This is a genomic window from Pseudomonas sp. P1.31, assembly GCF_001269815.1.
GTDB classification, from domain to species: domain Bacteria; phylum Pseudomonadota; class Gammaproteobacteria; order Pseudomonadales; family Pseudomonadaceae; genus Aquipseudomonas; species Aquipseudomonas rustica.
Window position 1 is genome coordinate 384,705 of sequence record NZ_LHVN01000032.1, and the last position, 19,292, is coordinate 403,996.

At 58.5% G+C, this 19,292-nt stretch carries 18 protein-coding genes; 6 read left to right on the forward strand and 12 right to left on the reverse strand.

Features of this window, described 5'->3' with window-relative positions; translation table 11 throughout:
- Window positions 1-86: 86 nt before the first annotated feature.
- From aspS to AD669_RS20520, 4 genes are all read right to left on the reverse strand, one after another.
- Window positions 87-1,862 carry an aspartate--tRNA ligase gene (aspS, locus tag AD669_RS20505; RefSeq protein ID WP_053123083.1) on the reverse strand — a complete coding sequence of 592 codons (1,776 nt, stop codon included), beginning with the start codon at window positions 1,860-1,862 and terminating at the stop codon, window positions 87-89.
- Between the two features lie 109 nt (window positions 1,863-1,971).
- Window positions 1,972-2,193 (reverse strand): FmdB family zinc ribbon protein, encoded by a 222-nt coding sequence (locus AD669_RS20510; protein WP_053123084.1) that lies wholly within the window; start codon window positions 2,191-2,193, stop codon window positions 1,972-1,974.
- Window positions 2,194-2,326: 133 nt separating this feature from the next.
- Window positions 2,327-2,665, reverse strand: coding sequence for a ribbon-helix-helix domain-containing protein (locus tag AD669_RS20515; protein ID WP_053123086.1), 339 nt, complete (start codon window positions 2,663-2,665; stop codon window positions 2,327-2,329).
- 182 nt (window positions 2,666-2,847) lie between these two features.
- Complete coding sequence (locus AD669_RS20520) at window positions 2,848-3,318, reverse strand: Dps family protein (protein WP_053123088.1); 471 nt, start codon at window positions 3,316-3,318, stop codon at window positions 2,848-2,850.
- A gap of 313 nt (window positions 3,319-3,631) precedes the next feature.
- Here AD669_RS20520 and AD669_RS28905 point away from each other — a divergent pair, with 313 nt between their 5' ends.
- Window positions 3,632-4,234: a cold-shock protein gene (locus tag AD669_RS28905; RefSeq protein WP_053123090.1), complete on the forward strand. Its 603-nt coding sequence runs from the start codon at window positions 3,632-3,634 to the stop codon at window positions 4,232-4,234.
- A 66-nt stretch (window positions 4,235-4,300) separates the two neighbouring features.
- On the opposite strand, the gene AD669_RS20530 is transcribed toward AD669_RS28905, so the two are convergent.
- Together AD669_RS20530 and AD669_RS20535 are read right to left on the reverse strand one after the other, a co-directional pair.
- The gene (locus AD669_RS20530; RefSeq protein ID WP_053123092.1) at window positions 4,301-4,507 is read right to left on the reverse strand and encodes a SlyX family protein; all 207 of its coding nucleotides are present in this window, start codon (window positions 4,505-4,507) and stop codon (window positions 4,301-4,303) included.
- A gap of 3 nt (window positions 4,508-4,510) precedes the next feature.
- Entirely contained in the window at window positions 4,511-4,936 is a 426-nt protein-coding gene (locus AD669_RS20535; RefSeq protein WP_053123094.1) for an HIT domain-containing protein, read from the reverse strand.
- Window positions 4,937-5,833: 897 nt separating this feature from the next.
- Between AD669_RS20535 and AD669_RS20540 the strand changes: the two genes are divergently transcribed.
- Window positions 5,834-7,159 carry an OprD family porin gene (locus tag AD669_RS20540; protein WP_053123096.1) on the forward strand — a complete coding sequence of 442 codons (1,326 nt, stop codon included), beginning with the start codon at window positions 5,834-5,836 and terminating at the stop codon, window positions 7,157-7,159.
- A gap of 228 nt (window positions 7,160-7,387) precedes the next feature.
- On the opposite strand, the gene AD669_RS20545 is transcribed toward AD669_RS20540, so the two are convergent.
- The gene (locus AD669_RS20545; RefSeq protein ID WP_053123098.1) at window positions 7,388-8,230 is read right to left on the reverse strand and encodes a mechanosensitive ion channel family protein; all 843 of its coding nucleotides are present in this window, start codon (window positions 8,228-8,230) and stop codon (window positions 7,388-7,390) included.
- 181 nt (window positions 8,231-8,411) lie between these two features.
- Window positions 8,412-8,897 (reverse strand): YajQ family cyclic di-GMP-binding protein, encoded by a 486-nt coding sequence (locus AD669_RS20550; protein WP_007912755.1) that lies wholly within the window; start codon window positions 8,895-8,897, stop codon window positions 8,412-8,414.
- 140 nt (window positions 8,898-9,037) lie between these two features.
- Here AD669_RS20550 and AD669_RS20555 point away from each other — a divergent pair, with 140 nt between their 5' ends.
- The 3 genes from AD669_RS20555 to AD669_RS20565 are packed head-to-tail and all read left to right on the forward strand — an operon-like array spanning window position 9,038 to window position 12,625.
- The gene (locus tag AD669_RS20555) at window positions 9,038-9,955 is read left to right on the forward strand and encodes a putative 2-dehydropantoate 2-reductase (protein WP_053123100.1); all 918 of its coding nucleotides are present in this window, start codon (window positions 9,038-9,040) and stop codon (window positions 9,953-9,955) included.
- Window positions 9,956-10,000: 45 nt separating this feature from the next.
- Window positions 10,001-12,037: a PAS domain-containing sensor histidine kinase gene (locus AD669_RS20560; RefSeq protein ID WP_053123102.1), complete on the forward strand. Its 2,037-nt coding sequence runs from the start codon at window positions 10,001-10,003 to the stop codon at window positions 12,035-12,037.
- 3 nt (window positions 12,038-12,040) lie between these two features.
- On the forward strand, window positions 12,041-12,625 hold the full coding sequence (locus tag AD669_RS20565) for a cob(I)yrinic acid a,c-diamide adenosyltransferase (protein WP_053123105.1): 585 nt from the start codon (window positions 12,041-12,043) through the stop codon (window positions 12,623-12,625).
- Between the two features lie 77 nt (window positions 12,626-12,702).
- Here the strand turns inward: AD669_RS20565 and AD669_RS20570 are convergent, their stop codons facing one another.
- The 4 genes from AD669_RS20570 to secA all read right to left on the reverse strand — a co-directional run bounded on the left by AD669_RS20570 (window position 12,703) and on the right by secA (window position 18,507).
- Window positions 12,703-13,650: a Nudix family hydrolase gene (locus AD669_RS20570; RefSeq protein WP_053123107.1), complete on the reverse strand. Its 948-nt coding sequence runs from the start codon at window positions 13,648-13,650 to the stop codon at window positions 12,703-12,705.
- Window positions 13,647-14,279 (reverse strand): glutathione S-transferase family protein, encoded by a 633-nt coding sequence (locus AD669_RS20575; RefSeq protein WP_053123108.1) that lies wholly within the window; start codon window positions 14,277-14,279, stop codon window positions 13,647-13,649. Before AD669_RS20575 ends, AD669_RS20570 begins: the two co-directional genes overlap by 4 nt.
- 152 nt (window positions 14,280-14,431) lie before the next feature.
- Window positions 14,432-15,649 (reverse strand): bifunctional glutamate N-acetyltransferase/amino-acid acetyltransferase ArgJ, encoded by a 1,218-nt coding sequence (gene argJ, locus AD669_RS20580; protein WP_053123110.1) that lies wholly within the window; start codon window positions 15,647-15,649, stop codon window positions 14,432-14,434.
- 122 nt (window positions 15,650-15,771) lie between these two features.
- Complete coding sequence (secA, locus tag AD669_RS20585; RefSeq protein WP_053123112.1) at window positions 15,772-18,507, reverse strand: preprotein translocase subunit SecA; 2,736 nt, start codon at window positions 18,505-18,507, stop codon at window positions 15,772-15,774.
- 307 nt (window positions 18,508-18,814) lie between these two features.
- Between secA and AD669_RS20590 the strand changes: the two genes are divergently transcribed.
- Window positions 18,815-19,270 carry a DUF721 domain-containing protein gene (locus AD669_RS20590; RefSeq protein ID WP_053123114.1) on the forward strand — a complete coding sequence of 152 codons (456 nt, stop codon included), beginning with the start codon at window positions 18,815-18,817 and terminating at the stop codon, window positions 19,268-19,270.
- Window positions 19,271-19,292 lie beyond the last annotated feature (22 nt).

Here is a 19,292-nt window from a genome sequence, read left to right on the forward strand (position 1 = left end):
ATGCAGCGGCCAGCACACAAAAAATCTCGACCTGCTTTCTATAGATAGAAAAAAGGCGCATCCGAAGATGCGCCTTCAGGCCCGTGTTACTCAGCCTTTGGCGTTTCGCGCAAACGAATGTGCAGCTCGCGCAGTGCCTTGGCATCCACGACACCCGGCGCTTGCGTCATCACGTCAGCAGCACTCTGGGTTTTCGGGAAGGCGATCACTTCACGGATCGACTGGGCGCCGGTCATCAGCATCACCAGACGGTCGAGGCCGAAAGCCAGACCACCGTGCGGCGGTGCACCGTATTTCAGAGCGTCGAGCAGGAAGCCGAATTTCTCTTCCTGTTCCGCTTCGTTGATACCCAACAGGCGGAATACCGCTTGCTGCATTTCCTTGCGGTGAATACGGATCGAACCGCCACCCAGTTCAGTACCGTTCAGCACCATGTCGTACGCGCGGGACAGCGCGCCGGCCGGGTTGGCTTCCAGTTCTTCCGGGGAGCACTTCGGCGCGGTGAACGGGTGGTGCAGCGCGGAGAAGCTGCCGTCGTCGTTTTCTTCGAACATCGGGAAGTCGACAACCCACATCGGTGCCCACTTGCAGGTCAGCAGGTTGAGGTCGTGACCGAGCTTGATACGCAGTGCGCCCAAGGCTTCGCTGACGATCTTGGCCTTGTCGGCACCGAAGAACACGATGTCGCCGTCAACGGCACCAACGCGATCGAGGATGGCGTTGAGGTTTTCCAGCGGGATGTTTTTCACGATCGGCGATTGCAGACCTTCAACACCGGCAGCGCGCTCGTTGACCTTGATGTACGCCAGGCCCTTGGCACCGTAGATGCCGACGAACTTGGTGTAATCGTCGATCTGCTTGCGTGGCATGCTTGCGCCGCCTGGTACGCGCAGAGCAGCGATACGGCATTTCGGATCGTTGGCCGGGCCGCTGAATACTTTGAAATCAACTTCTTTCAGTTGATCGGCAACGTCGACCAGCTCCAGCGGAATACGCAGGTCTGGCTTGTCGGAACCGTAGCGGCGCATGGCTTCTTCGAAGGTCATGTGCGGGAATTCGCCGAATTCCAGATCCAGCACTTCCTTGAACAGGTTGCGGATCATTTGTTCGGTCAGGCCCATGATCTCTTTTTCATCGAGGAAGCTGGTTTCGATGTCGATCTGGGTGAATTCTGGCTGACGGTCAGCGCGCAGGTCTTCGTCGCGGAAGCACTTGGCGATCTGGTAGTAACGGTCGAAACCGGCAACCATCAGCAGTTGTTTGAACAGTTGCGGCGATTGCGGCAGAGCGAAGAAAGAACCGGCGTGAGTACGGCTCGGCACCAGATAGTCACGCGCACCTTCAGGGGTGGCACGGGTCAGAATCGGTGTTTCAACGTCGAGGAAGCCGTTTTCGTCGAGGAAGCGACGGATGCTGGTGGTCATGCGCGAACGCAGACGCAGCTTCTCGGCCATTTCCGGACGACGCAGGTCGAGGAAGCGATAGCGCAGGCGGGTTTCTTCGCCGACGTCGGAGAACTCGTTCAGCGGGAACGGCGGGGTTTCCGACTCGTTCAGCACTTCCAGCTCATAACCCAGCACTTCGATCATGCCCGACGCCATGTTGGCGTTGGTGGCACCGGCCGGACGCAGACGCACCTTACCGGTGATCTTCACGACGTATTCGCTGCGCACGCGGTCGGCGGCGGCGAAGCTCTCGGCGCGATCCGGATCGAATACCACTTGGGCCAGACCATCACGATCACGGATATCGAGGAAAATCACCCCGCCGTGGTCGCGACGACGGTGAACCCATCCGCAAAGGGTAATTTCCTGACCTTCCAGGCTTTCGTTCAGTTGGCCGCAATAATGGCTGCGCATCATGGTAGTGGTTTCGCTTCTCGTAATTCGAAATTCGGTGGAGATCCCGCCGCACCCAAACTGTGTGCGCCATCGGGACACTCACGCGTGTCGTTCGACCTGGGCCTGAACCCTAGTCAGATTTGTCGCCACCGGCCAGGTTCTTCTTGGCGCCGGTCTTGAAATCGGTTTCGTACCAGCCGCTGCCGCTGAGGCGAAAGCCTGGCATGGACATTTGTTTCTTGAGCTCTGGCGCCTGGCAGGCAGGGCAGTCGACCAGCGGTGCAGCGCTGATCTTTTGAATGGCTTCCAACTGATGACCACAGGAAGCACATTGGTAATCGTACATCGGCATGGAGGTGTCTCGGCGATCAGATTGCTACCGCGCGCAGGGCTTTGCGGCGAAAGAGCGGGATTATATCCATTAAATGCGGCCTGTGCAGCCGTAAGACTGCACGGGCCGCGACCTCGCTTGCAACCGTCACCGTTCAGACCGCGATGGCCGGCGCCACCTCCCGACCGCTGTTCATCACACAGACCACCCGCACCAGCGCACTGAAATTTTTCACTCCGCCGTGACGCAACTGCACCTCGCGGTCGACGTGGGACAACAGCGAACTGATCGAACAGCAATTATTGGCCGCCATATTGGCGAGGATGTTCCAGTACACCTGCTCCAGTCGCAGGCAGGTGGCGTAACCATTCAAACGCACGGATCGCGATAGCGGCCGGATCAATGCCATGTCGAACTCATTGACGAACGGATCGACGATCAGTTCATGGGGCGGCACGACAACCCTGTCGTTGCGCCTGTCTGCATCTTCCATATCGTTGACACTCCTTTGCCATCTCTGCGGATTTTCAAAGCCACTTCCTGTGACCTCCATAAAAACGCAGACGCAAAGTTATAGCCAGACGACTTGTTGACCCGCCACGTAGGATAAGCCAACGCAACAAGTAAGAGTCTGGACAGCGCGCCTGCAACCCAACGATTACAGGCGCGCTTCGATCAGCCTTCGAGCAACGCGCGGAGCATCCACGCGGTTTTTTCGTGCACCTGCATGCGCTGAGTCAGCAGGTCGGCGGTCGGCTCATCGCTGACTTTATCGAGCAACGGGAAGATGCCGCGTGCGGTACGGGTCACCGCTTCCTGACCGGCGACGAGTTGCTTGATCATGTCTTCGGCGCTCGGCACGCCCTCTTCTTCCTTAATAGAAGAAAGACGCGCGTACGTCGCGTAGGCGCCCGGAGCCGGAAAGCCCAGCGCGCGAATGCGCTCGGCGATCGAATCCACGGCCAGCGCCAGTTCGTTGTATTGCTCTTCGAACATCAGGTGCAGCGTACGGAACATCGGGCCGGTGACGTTCCAGTGGAAGTTGTGGGTCTTGAGATACAGCACGTAGGTGTCGGACAGCAGTCGCGACAGTCCTTCAACGATGGATTTGCGGTCTTCTTCACTGATACCGATATCGATTGCCATGTTTACCCCCTAACGGCGATTGAATTCATCCAACAGGTGCAGACCCACTCTAGCAAGGCTGACCACACCTCGCAGCCTTGATTGGCCACAGACGCTGCGACAAATCGACCGACGCTGTGCCGCTGGCCGGGCTGATTTGAGTAGCCGCAGGCTTTGCTGTTAAATAGGCAGTGTGTCGCCATGCCCCATTTTTCGGGGTGTTGCGCATAGGCTGATGCCGTGTACGTGTCCAACGCCTCTTATTTTTGTTCCGAAGCGAACCGTGCGCCTTCAGCTCTTCCTTGTGAGCCGTCATAAACGTGAGCCAATTAAAATGTTGAAAATCGTCCACCTGCTAATGGGCGCAGCGGCTTTGCTGCTGTCGTTCATACCTAGCTTGAAATCCGAAGCCGTTCCCTACCTGCAACAACCCGATGCACTTTACCTGGCCTTTTTCGGCCTGCTGAACCTGATCATTGCCCCGGTGATTCCTTACTGGAACAAAGGCCCGCGTCAGCATCTGCAAAACCTCGTCAGCGCGCTTTTGGTACTGACCGTTGTCCTGCAAACCCTGACCCTGATCGCGCCGATGCCTGTCATCGCCGGCCAGCCAGCCGTGCTGTTCACCCTGGTGATCGCTCTGGTTGCCGTGGTTCTGCACCTGGCCGTCAGCTTCTATCGTTCTTCACCTGCTGCCGCGCCAACCAGCTATGACATGACCAATCGTGATACCGGTACCGTCAAGTGGTTCAACACTTCCAAAGGCTTCGGCTTTATCTCCCGGGATTCCGGCGATGATATTTTCGTGCACTTCCGTGCAATCCGTGGCGAAGGCCACCGCGTTCTGGTCGAAGGCCAGCGCGTCGAGTTCTCGGTGATGAACCGGGACAAAGGCCTGCAAGCCGAGGACGTGATCGCTGCTCTGCCGCGTCGCTGATCCAAGGCAATAAAAAACCGCGAGCAGCCTGGCTGTTCGCGGTTTTTTTATGCCTTCAGAAAAGTCTTAATAGTGCGGCGGTGGCGCCTCTTCTTCAAAAGACTCGAACTGCCCGACCATTTCTTCCTGACGCTTGAGCAGCGCCGCCATCTGCAGTTGCAGACGATCAACTACGCGCTGCTGCGCGACCAGCACGTCGTTCAACGCCTGAATGGTGTCGTCCTGAAACGCCAGACGGCTTTCCAGATCGGTAACGCGTTGTTCCAGGCTCATGCTTCAGCCCTCCAGAAACGTGAAGTCTTCGGTCAACACCAGACGCAAGCGCTCACGAATCGCGGCAACCTGCTCGGCACTGTATGGCTTGGCCGGGTGTTTGCCCCAGACCGGCGCCGGCCAGGCGGCGTCATCGCGTTTGCGCACAATCACATGCATGTGCAACTGGCTGACAACATTACCCAGTGTTGCCACGTTCATTTTGTCCGCGTCCAGCAAGTCCTTGAGCAACTCGGCCAGTGCGGTAGTTTCCAGCCACAACTGCTGCTGATCGGCGACATCCAATTGAAACAACTCGCTGATATCGTCGCGACGAGGCACCAGGATGAACCATGGATAGTTGCTGTCGTTGGACAGCAACAGGCGGCAGAGCGGGAAGTCACCGATGGTCAGCGTGTCCTGTTGAAGTCGTGAATCTAAAGCAAACACTGCGCGCACTCCCGGCTGATCGACATATTCAGCTTAGCGGCCAGCCCGATGGGCAGCGCACCAAGCGACAGACCGGAAGCATACCGCGAATACGCCAGTCTTCACGACAGCTGTGCCCTGCGGCGCTTTCGCCGAACGCCCCGACATGTGACATTTATTGGCGCCCTGCACCAGCACGGAACCGAGAGTGACAACGAATACGCGTAAATGACTGAAAACCATTGAGGCGTTCGAGATTACCCACATGCCGGACTGTGTGATTACAGGACAGGGTGTCATTTTTTTTGCACCAAAACCGCACAGTGCGTCTACGCTCAGGCGTCGAAGCATCCGCCGAATACTCACTGGCGGGGTGAACCGGTAACGTTTTTGGCTGTCGCACGCGGCCGATGCCTTGGCAACACGATAGCCGGAATGGCGTCAAGCCCTTGTAGAAAGGGGCTTGGCGCCCCGTATTTATGAGGTTTTTACAGGTAACAGGCGGTGTTCAGAAAAATAACCGCACCGACATTGCGGTTTGTGCACGCTTGTTGCATTCGTACACATATGGACTATAAGCGCACCACACGATGTGGATGCCTCAAGCCCAACAAAAACAGTGGCAGGGTTGCCCGATGGAGATTCAAGTGTTTTGCCAGGGACTCTTTTTTAGCGATGCAAAAGGCTAGAAAAACAGCGAGAAAGTTGTAGACCCGATTGCATCGGTACTGTGAATTTGCGACCTCTACAAAGCCATCTGCGACAGCGTCGTAAAGAAGGTGAAACGTTAGATTCGCAAGTATCGCCAACATTGTCGGCGTGATATAAGTTTGCGCCGACACAAAAAGAAAGAGCCGCCCAGATAATAAAACAGGTGGGACGGCAGTACTCTTCTAAAAACCAAAGGAGCAAATCACGATGCGCGTGATGAAGTGGAGCATGATCGCACTGGCTGTTGCAGCAGGCACCTCGCAGTTCGCAGTGGCGTCTTCTCAGGATGATTCCAAAGGTTTCTTCGGCGACCAGAGTCTGAAACTGAAGACTCGTATGGAATACATGAACCGTGACTTTAAAAACGGTGCAGGCAACGGCTCTTCCGGTACTGCTGGCTATCGCCAGGACACCGGTGTCAGCCAACTGCTGACTTACGAGTCGGGCTTCACTCAAGGCACCATCGGCTTCGGTCTCGACGCCATGGCAATGGGTTCGGTCAAACTGGACGGCGGCTCGGGCCACCGCGGTAACGGCCTGTTCGCCAGCGACAGCGACGGCAACCCGGAAAAATCCCAGGGCAAAATCGGCGGCGCAGTTAAATTCCGTCTCTCCGACACCACCCTGAAATACGGCCAGCAATTTGTTGCCAGCCCAGTGTTCGCTACCGATGACAGCCGTCTGCTGCCAGAAGTCGCGACCGGTACCCTGATCACTTCCAAAGAGATCAAAGGTCTGGAACTGAGCGCAGGTCGCTTCACTTCCCTGAGCAAGCAAACCGGTATGGGCCGTGACAGCATCGGCGGTCTGCCTGATGAAAACGGTAACGGCGGCAAAGGCCTGACCAACATCAATATCTTTGGTGCCAGCTACGCCTTCACCGACAACTTCACCGGTGCACTGGCTGCTTCCGACGCTGATGACTACTTCAAGAAGTACTACATCAACCTGAACTACACGTTGCCGATCGACGACACTCAGTCGTTGAACTTCGACCTGAACGGTTACAAAACCAAGGGCGACAGCCGTGGTGACCTGGTCGACGCCATCGGTGACGGCACTCTGGGTGTGGACAACAACCTGTGGTCCCTGGCCGCTGCTTACAGCCTGGGCGCGCACAAGTTCACCGTTGCCTACCAGCAGTCGAGCGGCGACAACGCTTACTACTATGGCGTTGACGGTAACAGCACAATCTTCGTAGCCAACTCCATCCAGATCTCCGACTTCGTGGGTCGCGAAGAGAAATCCTGGCAGGCTCGCTACGACATCAACATGAAAGACTACGGCGTTCCTGGCCTGAGCTTCATGACCCGTTACGTGATGGGTGACAACATCGAGACCAACGGTCTGGGTGAAGGTAAAGAGAACGAGTGGAACGCCGAGTCCAAGTACGTTCTGCAAGAAGGTCCAGCCAAAGACCTGTCGTTCCGTCTGCGTTATGCCATGTACCGTTCGAACGGTGCTTACAGCGGCTACTCGTCTGACAACAACGACGTGCGTCTGATCGTTGAGTACCCACTGAACATCCTCTAATAGGGATGCACAGCTGAAGTACTGTAGAGCTCTGCTCTAAACAAGAACCGCTCACCTGATTCAGGTGGGCGGTTTTTTTATGCCTGGCTTAACTGCATTCGAATGACAAAGATTAGTCAGCTATCTATTAGCTGGCGAACTTTAATGGCGGCCATAAAAAACCCAAGAGTGCGAACAGCTCTTGGGTCTTTATTGATTAACTGACTGCAAAGCCAGGTATCAAGGTTGTTACTGCGCTGCTGTTTCCTGAACTACGCGAATGGTTCGCTGCGGAAAAGGAATATCAATACCAGCGGTTTTTAAACGATCACGCGACTGCTCGTTAAACATGAACATCACGTCCCAGTAGTCTGCAGTTTTAACCCACACACGCAGGGAAACGGTGATCGCGCTGTCACCCAGCGTCGAAATTACCGCCTGCGGCGCCGGGTCTTGCAGAATGCGTTCGTCGTTGGCCAGATCCAGCAGCACCTGACGGGCCTTTTGCAGATCGGCTTCGTAATCAACGCCCACATCGAACACAACCTTACGGGTCGGCTGACGATTGGTGTTGGTGATGATGCCGTTCGACAGGTTGCCGTTAGGCATGATGATGGTCTTGTTGTCGCCGGTTCGCAGCACGGTGTGGAAGATCTGGATACTGTCGACAGTACCCGCCACGCCCTGCGCTTCGATCCAGTCACCGATACGGAACGGACGGAACAGCAGAATCAGCACGCCACCGGCGAAGTTCGCCAAGCTGCCCTGCAACGCCAGACCGATGGCCAGACCGGCAGCACCGATTGCGGCAACGAACGAGGTGGTTTCCACGCCGATCATCGACGCGACGCTGACGATCAGCAGCACCTTGAGAATGATGTTGGCCAGGCTGCTGATAAAACCTTGCAGCGCCAGGTCAGCATTGCGCAGAGCCAGCAGACCGCCGAGTTTTTGCGTGACCTTGTTGATCAGCCACCAGCCGATGGCCAGGGTAATCACTGCCAGCAGCACGCGGCTGCCGTATTCCATGATCATCGGGATCCACGCCTGGGATGCCTTGACCAACTGGTCTACCTCAGCATTCAAATCCATCTTCTATCTCCTGATTTCCGGCCATTCGGCACGCGAAAGATAAGCGGCAGAAACCGCCGGGGGTATACAAAATCAATGTGGGAGCGAGCTTGCTCGCGAAGGCGGTGTGTCAGTCAACTCAATGCTGAATGACATAGAGCTTTCGCGAGCAGGCTCGCTCCCACAGGTCATCTGACCGGGCTTAGTCGCGGAAGTTGTTGAACTGCAGCGGCATGCCGAATTCCTTGGCACGCAGTGCAGCGATGGCTTCTTGCAGGTCATCACGCTTCTTGCCGGTCACGCGCACTTGCTCGCCCTGAATGGCGGCCTGCACTTTCAGCTTGGCATCCTTGATGTGGCCGACGATTTTCTTCGCCAGTTCTTTGTCGATGCCTTCCTTGAGGACGGCGTCCTGCTTCATCAGCTTGCCCGATGCGTAAGCGTCCTTGACCTCAAGGCACTGCACATCGATCTTGCGCTTGACCAGCGCCAGCTTGAGGATTTCGATCATCGCTTCGAGCTGGAACCCGGCTTCAGCGGTCAGGCTCACGGTCAGGTCTTTTTCCTTGAACTCGAAGCTGCCTTTGCCTTTCAGGTCATAACGACGATCGAGTTCCTTCACGGCGTTCTCGACCGCGTTGGTGAGTTCGTGTTTGTCCAGTTCGGATACCACGTCGAACGACGGCATGTAATCTCTCCAATAAAAAGGCACGCTCAATGAGGATGGAGCGCGCTTGGCTTGCGGTTAAAATCGGGCTCATTATAACGGGTCTTTTCCTACGAACACGGCGAGCCGCACATGCCTGTACGCAATCGAGCAAAAAACTGATGTCGACCACTTGGCACGTCCTCGGCGCCGGCAGCCTCGGCACCCTGTGGGCCACGCGTCTGGCCCGGGCCGGTTTGCCGGTGAAATTGATCGTGCGCGATGCCGAACGCCTGCGCAGTTACGAAGCGGCCGGCGGGCTAACGCTCGTCGAACACGGCCAGGCCAGCACGCATGCCGTGCCGGGCGAAACCGCCGAAAGCCCTGAGCCAATTCGCCGACTGCTGGTCGCCTGCAAAGCCTACGACGCCGAAAGTGCCATCGCCCGCCTCGCTCCGCGCCTGACAGCGGATGCCGAACTGATCCTGTTGCAGAACGGCCTCGGCAGTCAGGACGCCGTCGCCACGCGCGTTCCGCAAGCGCGCTGCATCAGCGCGTCCAGCACCGAAGGCGCGTTTCGCGATGGCGACTGGCGCGTGGTGTTCGCCGGTCACGGCTTCACCTGGCTGGGCGATGTCACTCAACCGGTTGCGCCGATCTGGCTGGACGATCTGCAAGCCGCGAACATTCCCCACGAGTGGAGTACCGATATCCTCACGCGGCTGTGGCGCAAACTGGCGCTCAACTGCGCGATCAATCCACTGACCGTGCTGCACCACTGCCGCAACGGTGGTTTGCAGGATCACCACTGCGAAGTCGCCACGCTGTGCGCCGAACTCGCCGAGTTGTTGCAGCACTGCGGCCAACCCGCTGCCGCTGAGAATCTGCAGCAAGAAGTCGAACGGGTGATTCAGGCGACGGCGGCCAATTACTCGTCGATGTATCAGGACGTCGCCAACCAGCGCCGCACCGAAATCAGCTATCTATTGGGCCACGCCTGCAAAGTCGCCACCCGTCATCAATTGAATCTGCCGCACCTCAACCAGTTGCAGCAGCGCCTCGTCGCGCATCTGCACAGCCTTGGATTGCCCAGCGACTGAGCAGCGGCTACGCTGGCCACTTGTTCCTTTGCTGCGATAAAACTGATGCCATTGCGCCAGCGCCTCGAAAACCTGCCGGTCGGCCAGAAACTGCTGGCCGCCCTGCTGGTGCTGTTGACCACTGTGTTGCTGGTCGCCAACCTGACCTTTATCAGCGCCGCCTACTACATTTCCCAGGAAAGCATGGCGCCGCAGGCGTTGCAGACCATCGGCCGACTGATCGCCAACCCGAGTCTGGTCAGCGAGTCCCTGCAATCACCGGAGAGCGCCGAGCGCCTGCTCAAGGAGCTCGACAGCTATTCGCCATTACGCGCCGCTGCCATCTATGACGGCAAAGGCGAACGCCTCGCGCAGGTGCAGCGCGGCGACAAACTGAAATTGCCGGAGCGCTACCGGCACATCGAAGCCTGGCAACTCACCGAATTTCGCAGCAACCAGTTGATCACCCTGCCCCGCCCCGGCACCGCGCCCGGCCATCTGCTGTTGGTGGCGAGCAGCGAACTGCCGATGGCGTTCTACACCGGCACCCTGACCGCGAGCCTTGGGATTCTGATTTTCAGCGTGCTGTTGTGGCTGGTGATTGCCCGCCAGATCAAACGCCTGATCACCCGGCCGATCCATCAACTGGAAGAACTCTCGCGTCAGGTCACCCGCGAAGAGAACTACGCGCTGCGTGCCTCACGCGGCAACCACGACGAAATCGGCAGCCTCGCCGAAGCGTTCAACACCATGCTGTCGCGCATCGAAGCCCGCGAACAGCAGCTCAAACGCGCCCGTGACGACTCGCAAGCCGCCTACGATCAGGCTCAAGGTCTGGCCGAGGAAACCCGCCACACCAACCGCAAACTGGAACTGGAAGTTCAGGTGCGCAGCAAAATCGAGAAGAAGCTCACCGGTTTCCAGAACTACCTCAACAGCATCATCGACTCGATGCCCTCGGCACTGATCGCCCTCGACGAACAGCTCTACGTCACCCAATGGAATCAGGAAGCCAGCGCCCTTTCCGGCACACGTCTGGACGAAGCGCTGAACCAGCCGATCTTCCTCGCCTTCGAACCATTGAAACCGTTTCTGCCGCAGCTCAAGCAAACCGTCGAACAACACACGGTGGCGAAAATCGAACGGGTGACGTGGTTCAAGGACGACGAGCCGAAGCATTACGCGCTGACGTTTTATCCGCTGATGGGTGGCGCCGGACGTGGCGTGGTGATCCGCATCGATGACATCACCCAGCGTTTGTCGCTGGAAGAAATGATGGTGCAGTCGGAGAAGATGCTTTCGGTCGGCGGCCTCGCGGCGGGCATGGCCCACGAGATCAATAACCCGCTGGGCGCGATCCTGCACAACGTGCAAAACATCCGTCGACGCCTTTCAGCAGATCTGCCGAAGAACATCGAAACCGCCGAACAACTGGGCATCGAACTCGATACCGTCAACCGTTACCTGCAAGGCCGCGAAGTGCCGAAACTCCTCGACGGCATTCAACAGGCCGGTTCCCGTGCGGCGAAAATCGTCACGCACATGCTCAGCTTCAGCCGCCGCAGCACTCGGGAAATGGCACCGTGCGACCTGCCGGCGCTGATCGATCAAGCGGTGGAAATCGCCGGCAACGACTTCGATCTGGCGATCGGTTTCGACTTCAAGGGTCAGGCCATTGTGCGCCAGTTCGACCCGGCGCTCGGCCCGGTGCCTGGCACTGCCAACGAACTGGAACAGGTGCTGCTCAATCTGCTGAAAAACGCCGCACAAGCGATTCATCAGCGCGAGGACGACAGCGAACCGGGGCGGATTATTCTGCGCACCAAACTCAATCCGCCGTGGGCCGAGATTCAGGTCGAGGACAACGGCATCGGCATGAGCGAGAGTGTGCGTAAACGCACCTTCGAGCCGTTCTTCACCACCAAGGAAATCGGTCAGGGCACCGGGCTTGGCTTGTCGGTGTCGTACTTCATCATCACCAACAATCACAAAGGCCAGATGGAAGTGCAGTCGGCGCCCGGTCAGGGCACCTGCTTCACCCTGCGCCTGCCGCTGGCGCCACCACCGGCCATCGCGGCTGAAATCAATCAACTACCGAGGTAACCCATGGGCTTTCGCTTGTCGAAGATTTACACGCGCACCGGCGACAAAGGCGAAACCGGCCTGGGCGACGGCCGCCGCGTACCGAAGGATCATCCGCGCATCGAAGCGATTGGTGAGGTCGATACGCTCAACAGTCAGGTTGGCGTGTTGCTGGCCGGGTTACTTGCCGAGCGCGAGGCCACTCCGGGGCTGAATGAATTGATCGAGGTATTGGCGCCTTGTCAGCATCGACTGTTTGATCTGGGTGGCGAGTTGGCGATGCCGCAATATCAGGCGCTGAACGCGGCGGAAATCGAGCGTCTGGAAGCGGCGATCGACGTCTGGAATGAGGAGTTGGGGCCGCTGGAGAATTTCATTCTGCCGGGTGGTTCGATGCTGATTGCGCAGGCGCATGTGTGCCGCAGCCTGGCGCGGAGTGCCGAGCGGCGCTGTCAGCATCTGAATGCGATCGAGCCTTTGGCCGGGGTTGGCTTGGCGTATATCAATCGGTTGTCGGATTTGTTGTTTGTGGCGGCGCGGTTGATTGCGCGGCGGCAGGGGATTGCGGAGATTCTTTGGCAGCCAGCCGCCAAACCTGCAGAGGTGTAGCGTCTCAGCCGACGCCATCGCGGGCAAGCCTTGCTCCTTGTAGGAGCAAGGCTTGCCCGCGAAGAGGCCAGTAGCCTTTACAAAGGGTCAGGCCAGAACGCGCGAATCCCCGCCACACCCTGCGCCCCAACACCCCAAGCCTTCTCGCGCTCCGCCGGGCCAACCCCGCCCAACAGAAACACCGGCTTACTGAAGCCTTCGATCAACGCCGAAGCCTGCTGCCAACCCAACGGCTGCGCATCCGGATGCGTCAGCGTCGGCTGCACCGGCGACAGCGTCACAAAATCCACGCCCATCTGCTCTGCCAACGCCAATTCCTCAGCGTTGTGGCACGACGCCGCCAACCAGCGCTCAGCCGGCAACGGCCGCCCCGCCGCTGCGTATTTACGCAACTGCGCTGAAGTGATGTGCCAACCCGCCGACGGGAAATCACCGAGCCATTCAAATGGCCCTTTGATCATCAGTTGCGCCTTACCAGCACAGAGACCGGCCGCGTCCACAGCCAGATCGCGGTACTTCGGATCGTAGCCATTCGGTGCGCGCAGCTGAATCAGTTTGATCCCGCCAGCAATCGCCTTCTGAATCCCGCGCAGCAAAGCCGGGGTTTCCAGATCTTCCGGGGTGATCAGGTATTCGCCCGGCAAACGCGCGGCGGCGACGATGGGCTGGTTGGCGGCCGGGAACTCGTAGTTCGGCAAATCTTTCGCGGTCACCCAGGCCAATGGCTGGCCTTCGGCACCGTGCGGTTCGCCGGTGAATGCCGAGACTTCCCAGACATCCAGCAACACCTGCTTGTCCGGGTAATCGTGACGCACTTTGATCAACGGTCGGGCAGCACCAACGACGATGCCCAGCTCTTCTTTCAGCTCACGGGCCAGTGCGCTTTCGACAGTCTCGTCCGCCTCGACCTTGCCGCCGGGAAACTCCCACAGCCCACCCTGATGCTGGGAGTCGGCGCGGCGGGCGATGAGGATTTTGCCGCTGTCGTCACGGATGACGGCGGCGGCGACGTGTACACGTTTCACGGATTCAACTCCTCCAGTCCGGCCTGCTGCCACGCTTTGAAGGCGGGCCATTGGTAGACGGTTTCAACATAGGCTTCGTCGGCGGCCGGCAGCTTCACCTGATAGGTGCGCAGGCGCACGGCAATCGGCGCGAAGAAGGCATCGGCCAGACTGACGCGACCGAACAGGTACGACCCGCTCTCGGTGGCGGCGTCACGGCATTCGGCCCACAGCGCGAGCATGCGTTCGATATCGACTTTCACCTCAGGCGGCACCGGGTTGAGCGGCGCGTCATGACTGAGGTTGAACGGCATGTGATTGCGCATGGCGAAGAAGCCGCTGTGCATTTGTGCGCAGGCGGATCGGGCCTGAGCGCGGGCGAAAATGTCGCTCGGCCAGAGTTGCTCGGACGGGAACTGTTCGGCCAGGTATTCGGCGATGGCCAACGAATCGGCAACCGTGCCGCGTGAGGTTTGCAGCAGCGGCACTTTGGCGGTCGGCGAATGCTTGAGCAGCCGCTCGCGGGTGTCGGGCTTGCCGAGTTTGATCAGTTCTTCGGTGTAAGGAGCGCCGGTCAGTTCAAGCGCCAAGGCAGCGCGCAGAGACCAGGAGGAAAGCAGTTTGTCGCCGATGATCAGGTGCAAGGACATGGTGTGGCGCCTTTTCGTCAGAGTGAAACTTTGGGACTGAGGTGTCTGGACTGCCGTCTTCGCGGGCAAGCCTTGCTCCTACAAGTCAACGCTATCCGGTAGGAGCAAGGCTTGCCCGCGATGAGGCCGGCAGCCCGCTCCTACTCTTTAGATCAAGTGCGGTATTCAGCGTTGATCTTCACATACTCATGCGACAGGTCGGTGGTCCAGATGGTTTCGCTGCATTCGCCGCGACCCAGTTCGATGCGGATGGTGATTTCTTCCTGTTGCATCACTGCCGAGCCTTGCGCCTCAGTGTAGGTCGCCGCGCGCGCGCCACGGCTGGCGATGCACACGTCACCGAGGAACACGTCGATCTTGCTCACGTCCAGATCCGGCACGCCGGCACGACCGACGGCCGCCAGAATACGGCCCCAGTTCGGGTCGGAGGCGAACAGTGCGGTCTTGATCAGCGGCGAGTGCGCCACGGTGTAGCCAACGTCCAGGCATTCCTGATGATTGCCGCCGCCATTCACTTCAACAGTGACAAACTTGGTCGCGCCTTCGCCGTCACGCACGATGGCTTGGGCCACGTCCATGCACACTTCGAACACCGCTTGCTTCAACTTGGCGAACAGCTCGCCTTCGGCACGGGTGATTTCCGGCAGTGCAGCCTTGCCGGTAGCGATCAGCATGCAGCAGTCGTTGGTCGAGGTGTCGCCGTCGATGGTGATGCGGTTGAACGATTTGTTGGCGCCGTCGAGCATGAGGTTGTGCAGCACGTCGCGGGAGACTTTGGCGTCGGTGGCGATGTAGCCGAGCATGGTCGCCATGTTCGGACGGATCATGCCCGCGCCTTTGCTGATGCCGGTAACGGTGATGGTCACGCCGTCATGCTGGAACTGACGGCTGGCACCTTTTGGCAAGGTGTCAGTGGTCATGATGCCGGTGGCAGCGGCTTCCCAGTTGTTTTCCGAGAGATCGTCCAGCGCAGCTTGCAGCGCACCTTCGATCTTCTCGACGGGCAGCGGCTCGCCGATCACACCGGTGGAGTACGGCAGAATCTGGCTGGCATCGACGCCGGTCAGCTCAGCCAATCTGGCGGTGGTGCGCTCGGCAGCGGCCAGGCCCGGCTCGCCGGTGCCCGCGTTGGCGTTGCCGGTGTTGGTCAGCAGATAACGCACGGCGTTCTGTACGCGTTGCTTCGCCAGAATCACCGGCGCGGCACAAAAGGCGTTCAACGTGAACACGCCGGCCACGGTCGAACCTTCGGCGCAGCGCATCACAACGACATCTTTGCGCCCAGGGCGCTTGATGCCGGCCGAGGCGATACCGAGTTCAAAACCGGCAACCGGGTGCAACGTTGGCAAAGGACCAAGACCAACAGCCATGAATGCGCTCCTTACTCAATGATGTCAGCACCGCCACGCGCAGCGACGGTGGTTTAAATGGCAAAACGCCGCGACGGCATAAGCCGGTCGCGGCGCGGGTATTTCAGCAGTGATAACGGGTTTTACTGGATCTGCCCGTGGCAATGCTTGAATTTCTTGCCCGAACCGCAGTAGCACAGTTCGTTGCGGCCCAGCTTCTGTTCGTTGCGAACCGGGGCGGCGGCGAGGGCCACATCGACCTCTTCACCGAGCAGTTCCGGTTGCTCAAGACCTGGCGCTTCAGCGTGTTCGAACTGCATGCGGGCGGCCAGTGCTTCGGCTTCCTGACGCAGACGTTGCTCTTCGGCTTCCGGATCTTCGCGGCGAACCTGAACGTGCGAGAGCACACGGATCGAGTCGCGCTTGATCGAATCGAGCAGTTCGGAGAACAGCGTGAACGACTCGCGCTTGTACTCTTGCTTCGGGTTCTTCTGGGCGTAGCCACGCAGGTGGATACCGTGACGCAGGTGATCCATGGTCGACAGGTGGTCTTTCCACAGGTCATCCAGCACGCGCAGAACGATTTGCTTCTCGAAGGAGCGCAGTGCATCGGCACCGGCCTGATCTTCTTTCTCGTTGTACGCCGCCATCAGCTCGGTCATGAGCTTCTCGCGCAGGGTTTCTTCGTACAGGTGATCGTCTTCGTCGAGCCACTGCTGAATCGGCAGTGTTACGCCGAAATCGCTGGCAATCGACGCTTCCAGACCGGCAACGTCCCACTGTTCCGGCAGCGATTGCGGCGGAATGTGTGCGCTGACGGTGGCGTTGAGCACGTCCTGACGGAAGTCGGCGATGGTTTCACCGATGTTGTCAGCGGCCAGCAACGTGTTACGCATGTGATAAATCACTTTACGCTGTTCGTTGTTGACGTCGTCGAACTCGAGCAGTTGTTTACGAATGTCGAAGTTACGGCCTTCAACCTTGCGCTGCGCCTTCTCGATCGCGTTGGTCACCATGCGGTGCTCGATCGCTTCGCCCGGCTGCATGCCCAGGGCTTTCATGAAGTTCTTCACCCGGTCAGAGGCGAAGATACGCATCAGGCTGTCTTCCAGCGACAGGTAGAAGCGGCTGGAACCGGCATCACCCTGACGACCGGCACGACCACGCAACTGGTTGTCGATACGGCGCGATTCGTGACGCTCGGAAGCAATCACCTGCAGACCACCGGATTCCAGCACTTGCTGGTGACGCTTCTGCCAGTCGGCCTTGATCTGGGCAATTTGCTCAGGGGTCGGGTCTTCCAGCGAAGCGACTTCCACTTCCCAGTTGCCGCCCAACAGAATGTCGGTACCACGACCGGCCATGTTGGTGGCGATGGTCAGCGCGCCCGGACGACCGGCCTGCGCAATGATTTCAGCTTCTTTTTCGTGGAACTTGGCGTTGAGAACCTTGTGTTCGATGCCTTCCTTCTCGAGCAGTGCAGACATGTGCTCGGAGGTTTCGATGGTGGCAGTACCCACCAGCACCGGACGACCGGCAGCCATGCTTTCTTTGATGTCTGCAACGATTGCCGTGTATTTCTCTTCGGCCGTCAGGAACACCAGGTCGTTGTAGTCCTTACGCGCCAGCGGCTTGTTCGGCGGAATGACCATGACCGACAGACCGTAGATCTGATGGAATTCGAACGCTTCGGTGTCAGCAGTACCGGTCATGCCGGACAGCTTGGTGTACAGACGGAAGTAGTTCTGGAACGTGGTCGAGGCCAGGGTCTGGCTCTCGGCCTGAATGTTCAGACCTTCTTTGGCTTCGATGGCCTGGTGCAGACCTTCGGACAGACGGCGACCCGGCATGGTACGGCCGGTGTGTTCGTCGACCAGTACGACCTGGCCGTCCTGCACGATGTATTCGATGTTGCGGTTGAACAGTTTGTGCGCACGCAGACCGGCATAGACGTGGGTCAGCAGGCCCAGGTTATGTGCCGAGTACAGGCTCTCGCCTTCAGCCAGCAGGCCGACGCCGGTAAGCATGTCTTCGATGTACTGGTGACCGGCTTCGTTGAGTTCGACCTGACGGGTCTTCTCGTCAACGGTGTAGTGGCCAGCCTTGGTGACTTCGCCTTCAACTTCTTCGACGTGCAGTTCCAGTTGCGGGATCAGTTTATTGATCTCCATGTACAGCTTGGAGCTGTCCTCGGCCTGACCGGAAATGATCAGCGGGGTACGCGCTTCGTCGATGAGGATGGAGTCGACTTCGTCGATCACGGCAAAATTGAGTTCGCGCTGGAATTTTTCTTCCATGCTGAACGCCATGTTGTCGCGCAGGTAGTCGAAACCGAATTCGTTGTTGGTGCCGTAGGTGATGTCGGCGGCGTAGGCGATACGCTTCTCTTCCGGCGGCTGGAACGGCGTCACGACGCCGACGGTCAGGCCGAGGAATTCATACAGAGGACGCATCCAGTTGGCGTCACGGCGGGCCAGGTAGTCGTTCACCGTCACAACGTGCACGCCCTTGCCGGACAGTGCGTTGAGGTAAACGCCCAGTGTTGCCACCAGGGTCTTGCCTTCACCGGTACGCATTTCTGCGATCTGACCTTCATGCAAGGTCATGCCGCCGATCAGCTGGACATCGAAGTGACGCATACCCATGACACGCTTACCGGCTTCACGGGCGACCGCAAAGGCTTCTGGCAGCAGTTTGTCGAGGGTTTCCCCTTTGGCGATGCGGGCCTTGAACTCGTCGGTCTTGGCGCGCAATTGATCGTCCGAAAGGGCCACCATTTGCTCTTCGAAGGCATTGACGAGCTGCACCGTCTTGAGCATGCGTTTGACTTCACGCTCGTTCTTGCTTCCAAAAAGTTTCTTTAACAAAGGCGCAAACATATCGGCAGGATCTTCCACACTAAAGGGATGGAGGGCGGCCCCGTGAGTCGCCCGAGCAGCCCTCATGGCCGCATGCGAACGAGCATTCTACCCGGAAACGGTGGTGAGGAAAGTGGCGATGTTCCACGATGCTGGCACTGCGCTTTGACGGGGCTCACTTAAAATAGGGGCGTTTTGCTCAACTTCAAGTCGTACGGAAAAGAAGTTAGTCGTTGATTTAATGGGTAAAGCAGGGGCAATTGCAATGGGCGAGTGAAAAGTCCGCTTTCTGCTACCATGGCGTTTCTGTTACTTCAGGTGTTCGATCATGGCATTTCGCCCTCTTACGGCCAGAGCACCCGCCGTTCTGCTTCGCGAAGCCAAACCGCTCAAGGCCATCCTCGGCCATGCCCAACGACTGGGGCATTTGCAACGCCTGCTCGAAAGCCAACTGCAACCCGCCGCCCGCGAGCATTGCCATGTGGCGTCGTGGCGTGAAGGCAGTTTGTTGCTGATTGTCACCGATGGTCATTGGGCCACGCGTCTGCGTTATCAGCAAAAGCGTTTGCAGCGCCAGTTGCAGATGTTTGATGAGTTCGCCAGTTTGACGCGGATTTTGTTCAAGGTGCAGCCGCCGACGATTCAGCGGGCGGTGGTGGGCAATACCATGGATTTGTCGACGGATGCCGCGGCGACGATTCAGGCGACAGCGGACGGGATCAGTGATCCGGGCCTGCGTGCGGCACTGGAGCGGCTGGCGGCGCACGCTAAAGACAAGTCCTGACACCGCCCTTTGTAGGAGCTGA